Genomic DNA, 17,172 nt, shown 5'->3' with positions numbered 1-17,172 from the left:
GCCGGCTGGCCCGGGATGTCGACGATCACCTTGATCCCCGCCGCGTGCATCTGGGCGATCACCTGGTCGAACCATTCGAAGGTGAAGCGGCCTTCCTCGGGCTCGAAGGAATCCCAGGACAGGTCGCCCATGCGGACCAGGTTGAACCCGGCCGCCTTCATGAGCGCGATGTCCTGGCGGATCTGCTCGGGCGACCGGTCGATCGGCTGGTAGCAGGCGCCGACGAACAGCTGTCCCCTGCCCGGCCAGTCGGGATGCCCCACCGCGCTTTGCGCCTGGGCGGGCGATGGCCGGACGACCGGCGCAACGCCCGCCGCCAGCATCAAGGCCAAGGTGACGCCCGCCAGGAGTTGCCGCTTGCTCACCTTCATGATGTATATTCTCCAAGATTTTTCGTATTGAGAGAGCGCGCCGCTAAACGGTTGCCCGGCCGCAATTGCTTGTGCTTATTTTCCGAGTACTTGTTCGCTGAAGAACGCCCGAAAGTCTTATGAAACGGGCGTCAGAGTGACCAGGCCGATGTCATTGCTGCGCATCGCCACCATCACCACGGCCGCACCCTTGGCGCCCACCGTAAGCGTTTGAACAGTCTCAGGAATATCGCGCGTAAGATCTTGCAGCGTCTGAAGCTGCTTCGGCGTCAGTTCCTTGGGGGCGCCCATCTCAAGATAGTGGCTGTAGGCGTCGTTGACCTTGTAACCGGTACGCTGAATCTTCAGTTCGTACCGACCAGGCTTGAGGCCGGTCAGGTTCAGCTTCACAGGGGCGGACTTGGAGTTCGGGATGAGCTTGCTGAAGAAGGCGCCATTGCTGCGCCCCCCTTGGTCGGGATGCTGATAGTCCCATACGACCGCCGCCAGGGCGCGGCCGTCCCAGGACGCCCACACCTGATGATCCGTAGACGGAATTTCGGCGCCTTGCAGGGCGTGCAAGTACTTGTAGGCAAACCACGACGCCTTGCGAATGCCATCGCAAGTCATCAGGCCGAACCCGCCGTGGAAGGCGCCCGAGGGCGGGCCGGGCTCTTCAAACAGATCGGAATAGACCCAATAGCTCATGCCCTGGACGAGGCCCTGTACCGCCCGGAGCTTGCCCAGGATGTAGGGCGCGGCGATGTAGGAGTCGTGGCTGAGATCCCGAGGGTTATAGCTGGTGCTCCATTCGGTGAAGAACAGCGGCAAGCCTGGCGCCTGGGAGGCCTCGATCTCTTTGCGCACCTTGCGGACGTCGCCAATAATGGCGTCGGGGTTCTTTGACAGCTGGAGGTCCATCTTGCCCTCCTCGTCGAGATAGCCGTAGTCGACGCCATAGGTATGGGTGGTGGCGAAATCGACCGGCGTGTTCGTAGTCCTCGCCCAGGCCAACAGTTCGCTCACCCAGGCGGCGCCGGCCGTTGAAGGCCCGCCGACAAGAAGCTGCGGGTCGATGGCCTTGATTGCGCGGGCGGTGACGCCGTACAGGGCGAAATAGGCCTCCTGATCGCCGTACTGCCAGAAGCCATCAAGATTGGGCTCGTTCCACACCTCGAAATACCAGGTGCGGACCTCGGCGATACCGTAACGGGCGATCAGGTGGCGGACAAAGGCGTCGATCAGTTGCTTCCACAGGTCCAGGCGCGGATGCGAGGTGTTGCCCTTCCAGTAGAAGATCGTCTGGTCCGACGACTTCATCGCGCTAGGCGTGAAGCCGAGTTCGATGAACGGCCTGACGCCCATCTTCAGGAAGTTGTCGTAGAGATGGTCAATCTTCGTCCAGTCATAGACCAGCTTTTTGTCGACCATCTTCACGACGCCCATGTCATCGTGAAAGATGTCGTGGAAGCGGATGTAGCGGAAGCCGAGTTCGTTGGCGGCGATCTTCAGTTGCCCAAGGTTGGCGTCGCGAATCGTGGTGCCGGAATAGTCCGCTCCGACCGACAGATCGAAGAATCTATCGATGGGTTTGGAGGCTTGCCGAACATCGAGGGTGACGCGCCGCAGGTTGGCCGATTGCGCCAGCACGCCGCGGGCCGAAGCCGCCGCCGCGAGGGTCAGCAACGAAGCTAGAGCATTACGCCGAGAAATGTAGCGCCTCATGTATTTATACCCGCTTTGCGTTGATGTTCTTTGAAATCGATCGCCCTGGACGAGACCACCCAGGGAAGGAATACGTCGCTTGACCTAAGGAAACGGCGACGGTCCATGCTCATCTCATGCATGTTCCTAACCCCAATTCCCCCGGCGCATCGCTCAACCGATCGCATCGCGCAGAAGACGCGGCGCATCGCCTTGGACCGGGCCGTCGCCGATCCGCGCGCCGGGCGTCAAGCAGCAGTCGAGGCTCGATCAGGTCCGATGGAGAGCGCATCACGGGGCGGCTCACCGCCGCAGGAGCTTTACGCGAACGATGCGAAGGCTATCGGTCGGAAACAGGCCCCAGCGTTCGTCGCCATTCAAAGTCCGGCCGGCCACCCACCGGCCCTTCCTGAACACGCCTTCCTGCGCCGAATCGATTTCCACCGACGAACCTGCAGCAGCGAAGTTGAGCCAGAAGCCTCTCCCCACGATCAGGAATTCGTCAGGTCCCTGCTGGATCATGAGGCCGTAGCTGGTCGCCTTGGCCTCTTCCGCCTTGCCAGTACCGGGGCCGAAAGCGCCTAGCGTGCCGCCTTGCGGGGAGACAGTTATGCTGTATCCGCCGAGCGTCTCCTGCACAGGCGCGCCGCCCACCTTGAAGCCGCGGATCCGGCCGTCGCGCTGCGCGTCCGCGATGATCCCTGTCATCTCGCCCAGCAGCCGATAGGCCTGGAAGACTTCGTGCTTTTCACCGCCGTCCTCGATCCCGAACGGCGAAAACCCGATGGCGTTATATTGGCCAAGGGCGACGAACAGATTGGCGGCGTCGAAGCGCGCCTCGGGCACGAAGATCGGATTATTGGGTCTGTGAAAATCCGCGAGCGTGCCGGCGAAGTCATCAACATAGATGTCCGGCGCGAGCAGGGCCAAGGACGGGGCCGCCGCCTTCCAGACATCCATCATCCGCGCCACGGGTCCGCCGCTCGGATAGTCCCCGGGCCTCAGGCCACCGGGTTGCGGACCAAGCCAGGCGTTCGTGTACATCGGCAGCGGATACTCGGCCGCCCCCGCTTTTGCGATCTGGTGCACGTATCGGCCAAAATTCCAGGCCATGAAGATTTCGTCCGCCGCCTCGCCGGTTCCAAACACCTCCGCCCAGGTTCCGGCTTCCCGAAACCCCTGCCGCCCCCAGGTTTCCAGCAGTTGCGGTCGCAGCTCGCTGCGATGCTCACGAAGATTGGCCATCAATTCCGAGGGGACCTGCTGGCCCCATGCCGCCTCGGCGGCCGGGGAACGATCACGGCTATAGCCAAGCAAGCCGACCTCATTTTCGACCTGCACCATGATCACGGTCTGGCTACGATCGATCTCCTTGACGTGCTTCATCAGCGCCGTGAACGCCTTGGCGTCCGCACGCACCAAGGGCTCGCCGAAGACGCTCAAGACGGGCGGACTGACGCCCCCGCCCGCGCCATTCGGACCGGCGGGATCGCGTTGGGCGCGCGGGAAGCGGACGACGTCACGCCGAACCCATGTGGGTGCGTAGGTGGACTCAGCGTTCTTGTAGGCGCCAAACCAGATCAGCACCAACCGGATGCCGCGCGCTTTGGCCTGGCGGATCTGGTCGTCAACGGCCGTGAAGTCGTATGCGCCCTCTTGCGGCTCAACCAGTTCCCAGCTGGCGACGCCGATGACCGTGCTGACGTTGTTCTTGGCCAAGCGGTCCCAGATGGGGGCCATATAGGCGGGGCTCGATGCGCTGGAATTGCGCAGTTCGCCGCCCAGCGCGATGTAGGGCGCGCCGTCGACTATCAACTGCGTAGCTTGGCCTTTCTGCGCGAAGCGCGGCAGTTCTCCAGCCAGCACTTGCCCTGCGATGAATGTGGCTAGCACCAGACTGATGAACGAGAGAAATTTCACGCGGTTAAATCCTTAAACAACTACGGTTGTCGCAGCATGTACTTGTCGATCCCCAGGAATTGACGCTCCGATGGCGTCAACTTGCGACCCCCGGCGAAATCTTCGCGACGCGCCCCCCGCCGAATGGGGCTCGGGCGAATGCGGCGGTGGGAGGTCGGTCCAGGCACGCGCCAACCGGCTACACTCATGACATGCGGCCGGGCAGGACCCGGCCGCAATCCTGTATCCGAAAGGGGAAGGGCGCTTCTCGGTGAGCCCCCATCCCCGCTCAGACCGTTAGAAGCGCATCCGCATGGTGACCTCGTAGCGCCGATCGCTGACATTGTAGTCGTAGGGCTCGAACACGCCCGGCACGGGCTCCTGAAGGGTTTTCGAAATGGTGTTGAGAAGGTTGTTCGCGTTGAACGAGATGGAAACCTTTTCGCTCAACTTATAGTCGAACCCAAGATCGAGGTAACCAGCCGCCGCCATGTAGGCCGGAACCATGTTGTACACGGGATAGGAATGGGCCGAGTCGAAGTTGGTCGGGCTGGTGTTGAGCGTGTAGGGATTGCCGCCGCTCGTCGCATACGACAGCGGATTGACGTTGGTCGACAGCAAGGCCTTGTCGCGCCAGTTGTACGCCAGACGGAAATTGACCTTGCCGCGGCTGTACAGCAACTGAATGTTGTAGGCCCACTTCGACAGTCCGGCGTAGGGAAGGTCCGGATAGGTCTGCGGCACCGTGCCGTCGGGATTGAGGCCCCCGTTGGCCGTGGGCGGGCTCAACATGCTGTTGGCCTGCTGGGCAGGGTTGCTGCTGTCGATGTAGGTGACGTTGCCTTCGAGGCCGAACCCTCTGAACACGCCCGGCAGCTGGTCGAAGAACTTGCGGCCGCCGATCTCGAAGCCCTTGATATAGGCCTTCTCCGTCGACGACTTGTTCTGCAGATAGAGCCAGGGAAGATCCAGGCTTGTCGACGTCCCGACCGTGCTTTGCCCATTGGCGTAGGCCATCGCCGGAACGGGAAGATTGTTGGCGATGAACGAATAGAACACCGGTTCATCCTTGATCTGCTTGGCGAACAGATCGACGTAGAAGAAGCTGGATGATGACGGATAGAACTCGAAAGCCAGATCTTCGCTGGTGATCATGGTCGGCTTCAGATTTGCGCCGCCGCCGTTGACGACAACACCCGTCAGAATCGAGGGCGCCAAACTATTAGTGGGGTTGGGAAGTGTCCTGGCGCTGATCGAGCCGCCCGCGCGAATGTCATTGAGATTCGGCGGAGCAGACGACCTCGACGCCGCGCCGCGAATCTTGAACTTGTCGGACACGTCGAACTTGACGTTGAACGAAGGCAGAACGCGCGTGTAATCATAGCTGCGGGTCTGCATCGAATAAGCTCTAGTAAACCCATACAGCGTCGGGTACGCCGCCCCCGGCAAACCCTGCTGCGCGTTGAAGTACGCCGTGCTGTCCGCCTGGTTCAGAGCAAGGTTCGCAGCGTCCGGCGTTGACAGCAGACCGCTGGCCCGCAGAGAATCCTTGAATACACGAACGCCGATGTTGCCTGAGAACGCCGGAATGAATCCGATACCGTCATGCGCGAACTTGGCCTGGACATAGGCGGCCACGTTGTTGATGCGGCTATCAGTCTTGCTCAGGCCTTGGTCGATATTCGCGGTCCAATACTGGTCCGCGGTCCCGTTGGCGATCTGCCCATTATAGGTCTGGAGTAAATGGTACCAGTCAAAGCTCTGCATGAGCGATTGGCTGGGCACGAAAAGCTGCGCCGGAACACCCACCTTGCCGCCGAAGAAATTCTTGAAGCTGGCGACTTCATAATCCGACTGCGGGACGTTCGAGTTACTGAGATATTGAATATTCCCTAGCCCGAACGTCGGGTCCCCCGTGTGCGCCCCCCACGGATTCCCTAGCCAGGACTGGCCCAGCGGCGCCCAATACGTCCCCATGTTGTCGTCGTTTTCGGTGCGCTTGGCGGCACGAGCGCCAACAGTGATGCTGCGCAGGAATCCATCGTCGCTGACCCTGTATTCAACGTCGATGTGCCCGGCCAGCATTGTCCCCTTATTATCGGGTGCGTGATAACCCATCTGGGCCAAGTACGCCGTACTCTTATCGAGCACGCCGGCGGGGGACAGGCCAGACAAGGTCGGCAGCGAGCCCGTCAGATCGACGTCCACCGAACGAACCAGCGGGCTGGTCTGGTTGAGGCCGACATACATGCTCTGCCCGGTCGCGCGGGAACGGACATATTGCGCACCGCCACGCACCGCCACCCGGTCCCCAGGGGTCCAGACGAAGCTCTGCGAGATGTCCAGCGTGGAATTCTTGCTGTGCGACGCCGACGACCCGCCGCTGGGGTTCAGCGTGGCGGCGGGGCCGCACTGCGCCAGAACCGGACCCCCGCCCCAATCCCATTGAATCGACGACGCGGGAGCGCCATAGCTGGCGCCGCAATCGATCTGGTACTCGGCGGGCAGCCAGCCGGTGTTTTTGGTCGTGTTCTGAAACTCCACCGCATTGCCGGTGGATCCGACCATCAGGCTTCCCTTGCGGAAAGCGCCATTGGCGTCATATTCAACCGGACTGCCGACCACGGGCATGACCGCAGCCGCCGCGGACGGGTTCTGCCCGACACCGCCGCTGTTGCTCCGGCTATCCTCGATATATTGCGAGTAGAACACGGTGTTGGTCAGCGTCAGGTTCGACGTCGGCTTCCACTGAATGGCCTGATAGGCGCCGTACCTGTCGCGCTTGCTCTTGCTAGTGCCCCAGTTGAACGAGCTGGGAACAAAGGCCAGGTCATCGTCACGCGTGGAGGTCGGCACATATTCGGCGAACATGGCGCCAACCTGCAGGTTGCTGCTTTGCTGGTGCAGACGGCTGTAGGCAAAATCCCACAACACGCCAATTTCGCCGATGCCGGTGTCGAAGCGCTTCGAGACCATGGCGGAAACGCGGGGCGAAGCCTCTTTCACCTGGGCGCCGTAGCTGCCGCCCGCGGTGACGTTGAACTGGGTGTCCCTGAAATCGAACGGCAGATGCGTACGAAGATCGATCGAGGACGCGCCCCCTTCGATGAGGTCGGCGCGCGTCGCCTTGTAAACATCGACCCCCGCCATCAACTCGGGCGTGACTTCGTTCCAACTGATGGCGCTTGCGCCGTTGGCGCTGAACAACTGCTGCCCGTTGAGCGTGCTCGAATTGAAGGGAAGACCGCGCACGGTAACGCCCGTACCTTCGATCTGGAACGCGGTGTTTCCGCCGTTGGCCGAAACGAAACGCGAGATCGACACACCCGACACGCGCTGGAGGACTTCGGTGATCGAATTGTCGGGCAGCCTGCCAGCCTCGTCGGCGACGATCGAGTCCACGATCGTGTCGGCGTTCTTCTTGATCTCGATGGCGCTCTGCAGCGCCTTGCGGCGCGTGGTGACGACTATCTCCGACACGGTGTCGACGACCTGGTTGTTCTTGGCCGAGGATGACGCATCCTGCGTCGCCGACTTGTCCTGCGCGGCGACCGGCGCGGCCAGCGCGCACAGAGCACCAAGCGAAGCGCCAGCAACAAGCAGATGGCGCGCGCGGATCGAACTTTTCACGTTTATTCCCTCCCCCAGGGTTTCTATCGGTGCCGACCAATCACCCACTCCGGGGCGTCGATCCGGCATATTTTTGACGGGCTCAGCCATGATAGATGGCCTGAAGGCTTTTCCTAAATTATTGTTTTTGTTGTGCTATTTATCGCCATCGCCAAGAACTGTCCGCTAAACTGTTCGCGCTGTACGGATCCGAACGCACCGATCGATCACCTGAACCCCTGCTGCCGGGGCTCCCGGGCAAGGCGCCAGAGACGAGGCGAACGAGATCAAAACGGCGCGAGCACTAGGTCGGATCATCTACACCCCTAGAGCATGCCGACTTGCTTCCCGTTACTTGGCCCGAGGCGAGCAGGACTTATAAAAAATCCCCCCCGGGAAATCGTCCCGGGAGGGATGGGAGGGTGGTCTGGGGAGAGTACCGGCGCCAAGGACCAGTTGACGCGGTATTCAGCGACAGGAATTTTTTGGTGAATACCAAGACGTCCCGCGCCGACCAACCCAGGATACTCGTCGAAGCGATCACTCCCTAACCCGCGAGATTTGCTTGACATTCAGGTCGAACAGCACGCTGGGTGTCCGCACATTTGATCGCGGTGTCCGGATGCGTACATGAATCTAGAACAGAAAACGGTGCTGTTCGTTGACGATGACGCCGACGTCAGGAAGACGGCGGAACTCCTCCTGCAAAAGCGCGGATACCTCTACGCTGGCGCCGCCAATCCGGAAGAAGCGCTCAGCGCCCTGGTCGCCAATCCAGTGAATGTCGTATTGCTGGACCTGAATTTCACGAAGGCTCAGACATCGGGACAGGAAGGCCTAGCGTGCCTTCGGGACATCCTCAGGCACGACCCAAAGGCCGCGGTCATCGTTGTGACCGGCCACAGCGGCCTAAGCATAGCTGTTCAGGCGCTTCGAAACGGCGCCCGCGACTTCATCATGAAGCCCTGGAACAACGAACGGCTGATCGAGGCGATCGAGCAGGCTTCGCGCAGACGCACCGACGCCGATGACTCCGCTATAGATCCTTCGGTGATCGTCGGGTCCTCCGAGGCGACGCGTCGAACCGTCGCGACCATCGATCGATGCGCGCCGTTGACCGTCGCCACGCTTTTTCGGGGGGATACGGGGACGGGGAAAACCTTGGCCGCACTCGCCATGCATCGGCAGTCTGGCCGGATCGTCCTAAAACATGTCGAAGCTTCGGCATTGTCGCCGACCGATCTGGACGATACGCCCAACACCACCTTGATCATCGAAAACGTTGATCGATTGCCTGAGCCGCTATCGCCCACGCTATTCTCCTGGCTCAGCAGGTCGCAACGAAGCAATAGCCGCCTCATCGCCACAACCACCCGACCAACCTCTGATTTGGGATTGGATCGCGGCCTGACCTACGCGATCCGAACGGTCGAGGTGACGCTGCCTCCCTTGCAGTTGCGTACAGAGGACATCGTGCCGATCGCGGAACATTTCGTGCGGGTGGCCTGCCAACAGCAGGGCTTTGCGACCAAGCGTTTGACGACCGACGCTCAAGCGGCTCTTTTGGAGCGCGCCTGGCCCGACAACGTCCATGCGTTGCGGCATATCATTGAGAGGGCTGTCATCTTGCATGATGGCCAACAGATTTCGGCCGTCGAACTTGCGTTGGATTCCGACGATGCGCCCGGCGAAGCCGCCACCAAACCCAAACTTGCGGATTCAGAAAAGGTGGTCATCGAACAGGCGCTGAAGCGGAACAACTTCAACGTGTCAGCCACGGCTGATGAACTTGGACTGACGCGCCCTTCGCTATATCGAAGAATGTCGAAGCATGGCCTCTAGCGGCCGCGCGCTCAACATATCAGCCGCCCTGCTGATGACAGGCGCAGCGCTATTTGCCGTCAACGCAGCGCAACAACAGCTTTGGGCGAATGCTGCGATCGGACTTGCGACGTTTTGCGGGTCCCTTGTCGCCCTATGGGGCGCCGTCTCGCGCAGGACCGCCATTCTGCAGGCGCCTTCAACCGCGCCACCGAACGCGGCGGACGACTTGCGCATCCTTGTCGACCAGGCCCCCATCCCACTCGTAAGGTTCTCCGACGCGCACGGGATCCAGGCCGTGAACAGAGCCGCTAGAGCGTTATTTCAAACGGACGATGTCATCCTTGATGGAGCTATAGAGCTCACCGAGGCCATTTGTTGGCGCGGGGGGGATTTGCGCCCTTCCCTTCAAGTCTTTGGGCGCCACTACGCGGTGAACATCAGCGAGCTGACCATCGACGAGGGGCCTATCCGCTTGGCGGCGCTGACGGATGTCGAGGCGGAGATCAATCGGGCCGAAGCCGCCGCCTTGCGGGACACCTTGCAGATCCTGAGCCATGAAATCATGAACTCGCTGACCCCGATCGCTTCCCTGGCCGATGTCGCATCGTCCTACATCGAACCTGGCGCAGCGCCTGATCTCTATTCCGCCCGACTGGCGCTGGAGACCCTATCAAGGCGCACCGCCAGCTTAACTCGGTTCATCGACGCCTACCACTCCATGGCGCGCTTGCCAGAACCTGTCTTCCAGTCAGTCGATGTCACGCAGTTGGTCGTGGACATCGTCGAGTTCTTCAGAAGAAGCCCGCTGTGTCGAGACGTTGAGCTATGCTTCGATGCGACCGCCGACATTCCCCGACTGCGACTGGATGAAGCCCAGGTAGGTCAGGCCCTCATCAACGTGATTACGAATGCTCTGGAGGCGACAGAGAACCAGTTGGAAAGACGCGTATCGGTCTCCGTGCGACAGTCGCGCCGCAACGTGATCATCTCCATTTCAGACAACGGCGGTGGGATCGACGAAGCAGTTCGCGCGAACCTGTTTACAGCGTTCGCCACGACGAAAGAAAAAGGCGGCGGGATCGGATTGAATCTTGCCCGTCAGATTTCGTTGGCTCAAGGCGGCAACCTGCAATTGCTGGAGGACCCAGGCGAGGCGATGACCGTTTTCGCTTTCACGTTTCCGGCTCCAGGCGGGATGGTCACGTGACGAGGCGAGCGCCGAATACGGACAGCGCCGACCCGGCCGACGCGGTTCGCCATGTCACTGATTAAACTCGTCGATGTTCGGCACACCTATGTCGGGCCAGAACGGCCCGTGGAGGCGCTTTGCGGCGTCAGTTTAGAAATCGATGCAGGGGATTTTGTCGCGATTACGGGCCCGTCGGGGAGCGGAAAATCGACGCTGCTGAGCATCGTGGGCACCCTCGAACGTGCGACCTCGGGCCGCTACCTCTTCGACGGCGCCGAGGTTTCGAATTTGACTGATCGCGAGATCGCGAGACTGAGGGCGTTGAAGATCGGGTTCGTGTTTCAGAACTTCAGTCTCATCGATCACCTAACTGTCTACGATAACGTCAAGCTTGGGTTGCGGTATCGTCGCGAACGCTTTCCGCGAAGTGACGACCGGATACTGGAGGCGATGGATCGGGTGGGCATCGCCCACCGCGCCGACCACCTGCCGCGCGAGCTTTCTGGCGGGCAGCAGCAGAGATGCGCGATCGCACGCGCGATCGTCGGCGACCCCTCGTTGCTTTTGGCCGACGAACCGACGGGAAATTTGGATTCACGCAACGCCGCGCAGATCCTGGGCATCTTGAGCGAACTCAACGCATCGGGAACGACCCTAGTCATCGTTACTCACGCACCTAGCCAAGCCGATCGGGCTTCCAGGATCATCGACATGCATGATGGGCGCATTCACATGTCTAGCCGACGGCTTACATGACGCCGACACTTGCCGGCCTCCTCAAGCTCGCACGCTTGATCGTGGCGCGTTGGAGTGTCTACGCGCTGATGGTCGCGGGACTGACCCTGGCATACTGCGCGGCGACGATCATCGGCCTCTATGTTCGCAATGAACTCACCTACGACGGCTTCATTCCTGGAGCCGAAACCACCTACCTCGTGTCGGCTCACTACGGGCCGAAGGGACACCCGCTGATCGCGAGCGATCTGGCGCCGGCGGGGGTTGCCCGCTGGACTAGGTCAAGCATGCCGGATGTTGATGGCGTCACTCGGCTAGTGTCAGTCGAGTGGCTGATGCAAACCGACCGTAGAAAGGTCAAGGAGCACTTCTACTGGGCTGACGCGAACCTGTTCGACATTGTAAAGCTGCCGGCGTTGCATGGCGAATTGAAAACAGCGCTGGTTCGCCCCGGCAGCATCGTCATGACGGCGCGGATGGCCGACGCTTATTTCGGGCGGAACGATGTCGTTGGCGAAACTTTGCTGACGGCGCATAGGCGACAACTCACAGTGACCGCGGTGCTGCGTGATTTCCCCCCTAACACCACCTTCGACAGAGAAATCTTCGTATCCGGCGTCAGCGATTACTCAGATATCGCGGTTCTGGATGACAATCCAACTCGCCTCTGGCCAACATCCTACACCTACCTCCGAGTCAAATCAGGATCTAATCCTAGCGAAATCGCCCAAAAACTCGGCTCTCTCACGCGCGCACAATGGCGGGGACCAAACAATATTCCGGTCGCCGTTGACCTCATCCCTTTGACACGACTTCATTTCCAACCTCACGGCGATGGGCAGATGAAGCCGCGAGGCCACCTGAACCTAGTAATCGCCCTGATCATTGTCGCCGTTGCAATCATCGCCCTCGCCAGCATCAACGTCTCAGGCCTGATCCTCGCCGAGACCAATGAACGGGTGTCAGAAATGGCGATACGAGCGGCCGTGGGCGCCTCCCGCTACGACCTGATCGCCGAGATCGCCAACGAGGCGTTCTGGGTCAACGCGGCCAGCATGGCGCTAGCCCTGGCGCTGAGCGAGCGCGTGTTGCCATCGCTCAACCGGCTCCTCGACCTGAATATCATGATGTGGACCGCGCCCGTCAGCCTGTTGGGCGTCTCGATTGCGATTACCGTCATGACCAGCGGCCTGAGCGGCCTCTACCCGGCCATATTGGTCACCCGCCCGCGCGGCCACAGGCGCGGCGCCTTGATTGGGGCCTCAAGCCGTTGGAAGGGCTGGGTTGTGACCCAAATCGCCTTGGTCATCGTCCTTCTGATCGCGTCCCATACCATGGTCCGGCAATGGCGCTATGCCATTGGCGACGCGCCCAACTTCGACGGGAACAGCGTATTGATGGTGAAGTTCAGTGAATTTTCAGATGCGAATGCTCGGTTTGTCAGGGACGTACGGTCCTTGCCAGGCGTCATCGCGGCGGCCGAGTCGTTCAGCGCGCCAACAACTGACTATGCTCGGCCAGGTTTGGTGACGCTGGGGGACGGAAGGACGGTGGCGCTGACCCGCAACTCCGTTGCACCGGAATTTTTTGATGTGTATCGCGTGCCCATTGTGGCCGGACGCAATCTGATCGGCACCTTTTTAGAGCCCGACACTCCCGCCGAGATCCTCGTCAACGAATCCGGCGCCAGGGCGCTGGGCTATGCTTCGCCCCAGGAGGCAGTCGAAAAGTTCTTAACTTACGACACGGATATGACCCGCATGCGGTCCAAAATAGTCGGCGTCGTCCCAGACCTTCGTTTTGCCACCGTCTCCGACCCGGCTCAGCCGATGATTTTCGACAACTCTTCCAAGTACTTCAACCAGGTCAGCATTCGCCTAGATCCAATCCAAGGCGGTGAAGCGATTTCGGCTATCGAATCCGCCTGGGATAGAAATATGGGAGGGAGTATTCCGGTGGACAAGCGGCTTTTCTACGACTATCTGCTTCAACAATACCATGATCTGTACCAGCAGATTCAGGTATTCAACTTGGTATCTGCGGTTGCAATATTGCTGTCCGTTCTGGGCCTAACCGGCCTATCCATTTTCCTCACGCGCCATCAGGTGCGGGAAATGGCGATCCGACGCGCCCTCGGCGCCACCTTTGGCGATATCTTCGTCCAGCGACTGACGCCGTTTTTTTTGCCATTGCTCGGTGCAAACCTTGTGGCGTGGCCCATTGCATGGCTTGCGCTGGAGTTTTGGCTGAAATCATTCGCAAGCCACGTCGCGCTATCACTTGGCTCCTTCATAGGCGCCGGTTTGATCTCGATCGTGTTTGCACTTATCACCTTGGCGTTGCGTTGCCTGTTTGCAAGCTGGGATGCGCCTATCAGGTCGCTTCGGCATGCATGACGGTCGCGATTAGAATGAGGACTCAGACGCCGGGTGCAGGCCACGCAGCGGATCGGCCCTCGTCGCGCTAGGCCCGAGACCGAAGCCATCACCCTCCGTTGCGCCTGACTATTCAAAGGGACACCTGGCCCGCGCGGGCGATGCTCGTGGCGGTACTCTCGACAACCCCGATCGACGGGACGACCACGCCATTTGGCGACCGCGTCGTTGTCCGACCGAATGCTCTAGGCCTTTGTTTTGATACACGGTCAGCCTTTAAGGCCCGCCTCGATGCGGCAGATCACCCCTTCCGGCGCGAACTCGATCCGCGCCTCGCCCGACAGTTCAGCCCTCAGCCCCCGTTCGATCAGCCGAGAGCCGAAGCCCCGGCGGGTCGGAACGGTGACCGGCGGACCACCGGACTCGGTCCAGGTCAGGGCCAGGCGCGCGCCGTCCGGTCCGGGCGTCACCGTCCATTCGATCCGCACCTGGCCGTCCGGCGCCGACAGGGCCCCGTACTTGACCGCATTGGTGGCCAGTTCATGCAGGGCCATGGACAGCGACAGGGCCATGCGCGGCGACAGCCACACCGGCGGGCCCGAGAATAGGAAGCAGCCGGGCCCGCCGTGCAGGTTCCGCAGCCGGTCGAGCACATCCCCCATCTCAGCGCCCTCCCAGTTCTCGCGGGTCAGGATGTCGTGCGCCTCGGCCAAGGCCATGATCCGGGCCGTGAAGGCCTCCTGGGCCTGGGGCAGGGAGCGGGCGTTGTGGAAGGTCTGGGCGGCGATCGCCTGGATGGTGGCCAGGGTGTTCTTCACCCGGTGGTTCAACTCGTTGACCATCAGCCGCAGGTGCAACTCGGCCCGCTTGCGCTCGGTGATGTCGACCGTGGCGCCGACCACCCGCAGCGGCTGGCCTGACTCGTCGAAGAAGGCCCGCCCCTTGGCGGCGATCCACCGCTCGATCCTGTCGTCGCGGCCGATCGTCCGATACTCGACGTCATAGTCGCCGCCGTTCGCCGGGTCCATGGCCCGCATCAGGGACCTCCACGTGGCCTCACGGTCCTCATCGTGCATGACGGCGAAGAAGTCCTCGAGGATGACGGGGTCGCCGGGCTGTATGCCGAACATCGCATATAGGCGCTCGCTACAGACCAGCGCGCCGTTGTTGGGATTGTAGTCCCAGGTGCCGACATTGCCCGCGTCGACCGCCAGGGCCAGGGTCGCCTCCTGCAGGACCATGCGGGCGGCGGCTTCCTTGCGCTCGGTGACGTCCCTGACGACGCCGACGAAGCGCACGCACTGCCCGTCTGCGAAGAAGGCGCGGCCGAAGGTCTCGACCCAGCGCGGGGTGTTGTCGCCGTTGCGCTGGATGCGATATTCGCAGTTGATGCAGCCGTCGCCGGCCGGGTCCGTGGCGGCCCGTACCGCCTCCCGCAGCGACGGCAGGTCGTCGGGGTGCACCTGGCGCTCGAACGCCTCGAGGGTATTCTCGCTCTCGTCGGACAGGCCGAAGATCTGGCGGCAGCGCTTGTCCCAGAAACGTTGACCCTTCGCGGGGCTGTGGTCCCAGCGGCCCAGCCCGGCGGCGTCGACCGCGATGCGCAGGTTGGCCTCGGCGGCCTCCAGAGCCGCCTCGATCCGTTTGCGTTCGGTGATGTCGACCATCACGCCGCGATGGCGAACCGCCTGGCCGTTATCGTCGCGATAGACCCGGCCGCGGACCTGCACCCACTTCACGGAACCATCCGCCTGGACCAGCCGGTAGTCCTCAAGGAAGCTGCTGGGGTTTTTCAGGGACCTGCGGCCTGCGCTCAACGTGCGGGCGAGGTCGTCGGGATGCACCGCCGCCATGGTCTCGGCTATCGGCACGCCCTGGGCGGCGCGTTCCGGCGATAGGTTGTGGAACGCGGCGTAGCGGTCATCGCCATAGAGCTTGTCGGCGATGACATCCCAATCCCAGGTGCCCACGCCGCTGGCCGCCTCAAGGGCCAGATGATAGCGCTCCTCGCTGGCGCGCAGGGCCTGTTCGGTGCGCACTCGCTGGGTGGTCTCGATCAGGATGAGCAGCACGCCGCCGACCCCGCTGGCCGTGGTGTCGTCAGGAATGGGACTGAGCGTGAGGTTGAAATAGCCTTGCTCGACGGTGTCGCCGGCCCGGCGCACCAGCATCGGCAGGTCTTCGCTGTAGAGGCCTTGGACCTTCCCGTTCAACACCAGCCGTTGCGAGCCTTCCAGATCGACCTGGGTGCCCCAGGAAAATTGCGCGAAGCTCTTGCCCAGCCCGTCGGGGTGATGTTCCCGCAGCACCGGGGCGTAAGCATCGTTGTAGATCAGCACCAGCTCCGGACCCCACCGCAGGGCCATGGGGAAATTGGTGGCGGTGATCATCTCGACCGCCAGCTTCAGGCTGGGCGACCAGGCTTCGCGGGGACCCAGCGGGGTGGCGGCCCAGTCAAAGGCTCGGATCCGCGCGACCATGTCACCGTGCGGAATCTGATCGATGGTCCGATCCTGATCGCGGATGTCCATGCCCGCGTCCCTTCCGGCCGCGCGTCTGCGACGGTCAGGATGCAGCATGGCCCCATCGAAAGGGGGGTTTCAAGCGGCGCGACGCGGATCGGGGGGCTGGGCCAAAGAAAAGGGCCGCCCCCGCCCCCTGTGGGCGAAAATATCTTTTATATCAATTAGATGGTATCTATTAGTCGGGCGCTCGGCGCTGGGCCGCACGGCGAGTATAGGACGGCCAGATGGTTTGCGGGTGGTTGTCTCGAAGCGGGCGGCGATACGCTGAAATTGCGTGAGGCGGCTGATGTTCCCCCAGTCGGCATGGCGAGCCCGGTCGCGCTATTCCGATGCCGGTGAGACTCAAGTGAAAGACGCACGAATGCATCGAGCTGCGCCTTGAAAGCGTCACCGAACATGCGGCCGCCTTGGCCGTCGGATTTCCCGACCGGAGACTGATCGATGCGCCACACCTTGCCCTCGCCGCCGCCGCCCTGCTCACCTTGGCCGCTTCCGGCCCGCCTTTGCCGCGCAATGTCGCAACGGCAAGGGCGAGTTCGCCAAGTGCGGGACGCCAGCCAGTGTGGCCCGGTTTGAGCGTCGTGTTTCTGGAGTACTCCTTGAGTTCGGTAATGGCGCTAGCCCGACATAGCGATTGACGTGACCCCCTGAAACTCCTCCAGAAATAACTAGAGTCCGCCCCAGGAAAGGGACGGACGAATGAAGCGATCACGGTTCACGGAAGAACAGATCATCGGGATCCTGCGCGAGCAGGAGGCGGGCGTGGCGGTGGCGGACCTGTGCCGCAAGCACGGGCTGAGCTCGCCGACCTTCTACAAGTGGAAGGCCAAGTACGGCGGGCTGGACGTGTCGGAGGCGCGGCGGCTGAAGGCCCTGGAAGACGAGAACGCCAAGCTCAAGCGGATGCTGGCCGACGCGATGCTCGACAATGTCGCGTTGAAGGATCTGCTGGGAAAAAAGTG

The 17,172-nt window shown here is 61.7% G+C and carries 10 protein-coding genes; 5 read left to right on the top strand and 5 right to left on the bottom strand.

Annotation, left to right across the window (positions count from 1 at the left end):
• The 4 genes from BM066_RS24800 to BM066_RS24785 all read right to left on the bottom strand — a co-directional run.
• Nucleotides 1-371 (bottom strand): beta-galactosidase (locus BM066_RS24800; protein ID WP_177218543.1); only part of this gene is annotated, 371 nt, incomplete at its 3' end.
• A 117-nt stretch (nucleotides 372-488) separates the two neighbouring features.
• A complete protein-coding gene (locus tag BM066_RS24795; RefSeq protein ID WP_018061385.1) occupies nucleotides 489-2,036 on the bottom strand; it encodes a GH39 family glycosyl hydrolase in 1,548 nt (515 codons plus the stop codon).
• 321 nt (nucleotides 2,037-2,357) lie between these two features.
• Entirely contained in the window at nucleotides 2,358-3,974 is a 1,617-nt protein-coding gene (locus tag BM066_RS24790) for a GH35 family beta-galactosidase (protein WP_255367718.1), read from the bottom strand.
• 276 nt (nucleotides 3,975-4,250) lie between these two features.
• Nucleotides 4,251-7,583: a TonB-dependent receptor gene (locus tag BM066_RS24785; protein ID WP_018113129.1), complete on the bottom strand. Its 3,333-nt coding sequence runs from the start codon at nucleotides 7,581-7,583 to the stop codon at nucleotides 4,251-4,253.
• 609 nt (nucleotides 7,584-8,192) lie between these two features.
• Between BM066_RS24785 and BM066_RS24780 the strand changes: the two genes are divergently transcribed.
• From BM066_RS24780 to BM066_RS24765, 4 genes are read left to right on the top strand one after another with little or no spacing between them, the layout of a single operon-like run.
• Nucleotides 8,193-9,404, top strand: coding sequence for a sigma-54-dependent transcriptional regulator (locus BM066_RS24780; protein WP_018061722.1), 1,212 nt, complete (start codon nucleotides 8,193-8,195; stop codon nucleotides 9,402-9,404).
• Nucleotides 9,394-10,593: a sensor histidine kinase gene (locus tag BM066_RS24775; protein WP_018061721.1), complete on the top strand. Its 1,200-nt coding sequence runs from the start codon at nucleotides 9,394-9,396 to the stop codon at nucleotides 10,591-10,593. The genes BM066_RS24780 and BM066_RS24775 overlap by 11 nt, the downstream gene beginning before the upstream one ends.
• 51 nt (nucleotides 10,594-10,644) lie before the next feature.
• Nucleotides 10,645-11,331 carry an ABC transporter ATP-binding protein gene (locus BM066_RS24770; protein ID WP_018061720.1) on the top strand — a complete coding sequence of 229 codons (687 nt, stop codon included), beginning with the start codon at nucleotides 10,645-10,647 and terminating at the stop codon, nucleotides 11,329-11,331.
• On the top strand, nucleotides 11,328-13,706 hold the full coding sequence (locus BM066_RS24765; RefSeq protein WP_018061719.1) for an ABC transporter permease: 2,379 nt from the start codon (nucleotides 11,328-11,330) through the stop codon (nucleotides 13,704-13,706). Before BM066_RS24770 ends, BM066_RS24765 begins: the two co-directional genes overlap by 4 nt.
• A 248-nt stretch (nucleotides 13,707-13,954) precedes the next feature.
• Here BM066_RS24765 and BM066_RS24760 read toward each other — a convergent pair whose 3' ends face one another.
• Nucleotides 13,955-16,216 carry a sensor histidine kinase gene (locus tag BM066_RS24760; protein WP_018061718.1) on the bottom strand — a complete coding sequence of 754 codons (2,262 nt, stop codon included), beginning with the start codon at nucleotides 16,214-16,216 and terminating at the stop codon, nucleotides 13,955-13,957.
• A 693-nt stretch (nucleotides 16,217-16,909) separates the two neighbouring features.
• Here BM066_RS24760 and BM066_RS24755 point away from each other — a divergent pair.
• Nucleotides 16,910-17,172: transposase (locus BM066_RS24755; RefSeq protein WP_143093808.1), on the top strand; the 263-nt coding region annotated here is incomplete at its 3' end.

The sequence above is a fragment of the Caulobacter sp. UNC279MFTsu5.1 genome, assembly GCF_900114015.1.
GTDB lineage: Bacteria > Pseudomonadota > Alphaproteobacteria > Caulobacterales > Caulobacteraceae > Caulobacter.
This window is presented reverse-complemented; position numbering and strand designations above follow the sequence as displayed.

What these genes read in the sequence shown, in the direction of transcription:
- BM066_RS24780 (WP_018061722.1), top strand. Translation starts at nt 8,193, where the DNA reads ATGAATCTAGAACAGAAAACGGTGCTGTTCGTTGACGATGACGCCGAC.
- BM066_RS24775 (WP_018061721.1), top strand. Translation starts at nt 9,394, where the DNA reads ATGGCCTCTAGCGGCCGCGCGCTCAACATATCAGCCGCCCTGCTGATG.
- BM066_RS24770 (WP_018061720.1), top strand. Translation starts at nt 10,645, where the DNA reads ATGTCACTGATTAAACTCGTCGATGTTCGGCACACCTATGTCGGGCCA.
- BM066_RS24765 (WP_018061719.1), top strand. Translation starts at nt 11,328, where the DNA reads ATGACGCCGACACTTGCCGGCCTCCTCAAGCTCGCACGCTTGATCGTG.
- BM066_RS24760 (WP_018061718.1), bottom strand. Translation starts at nt 16,216, where the DNA reads ATGGACATCCGCGATCAGGATCGGACCATCGATCAGATTCCGCACGGT.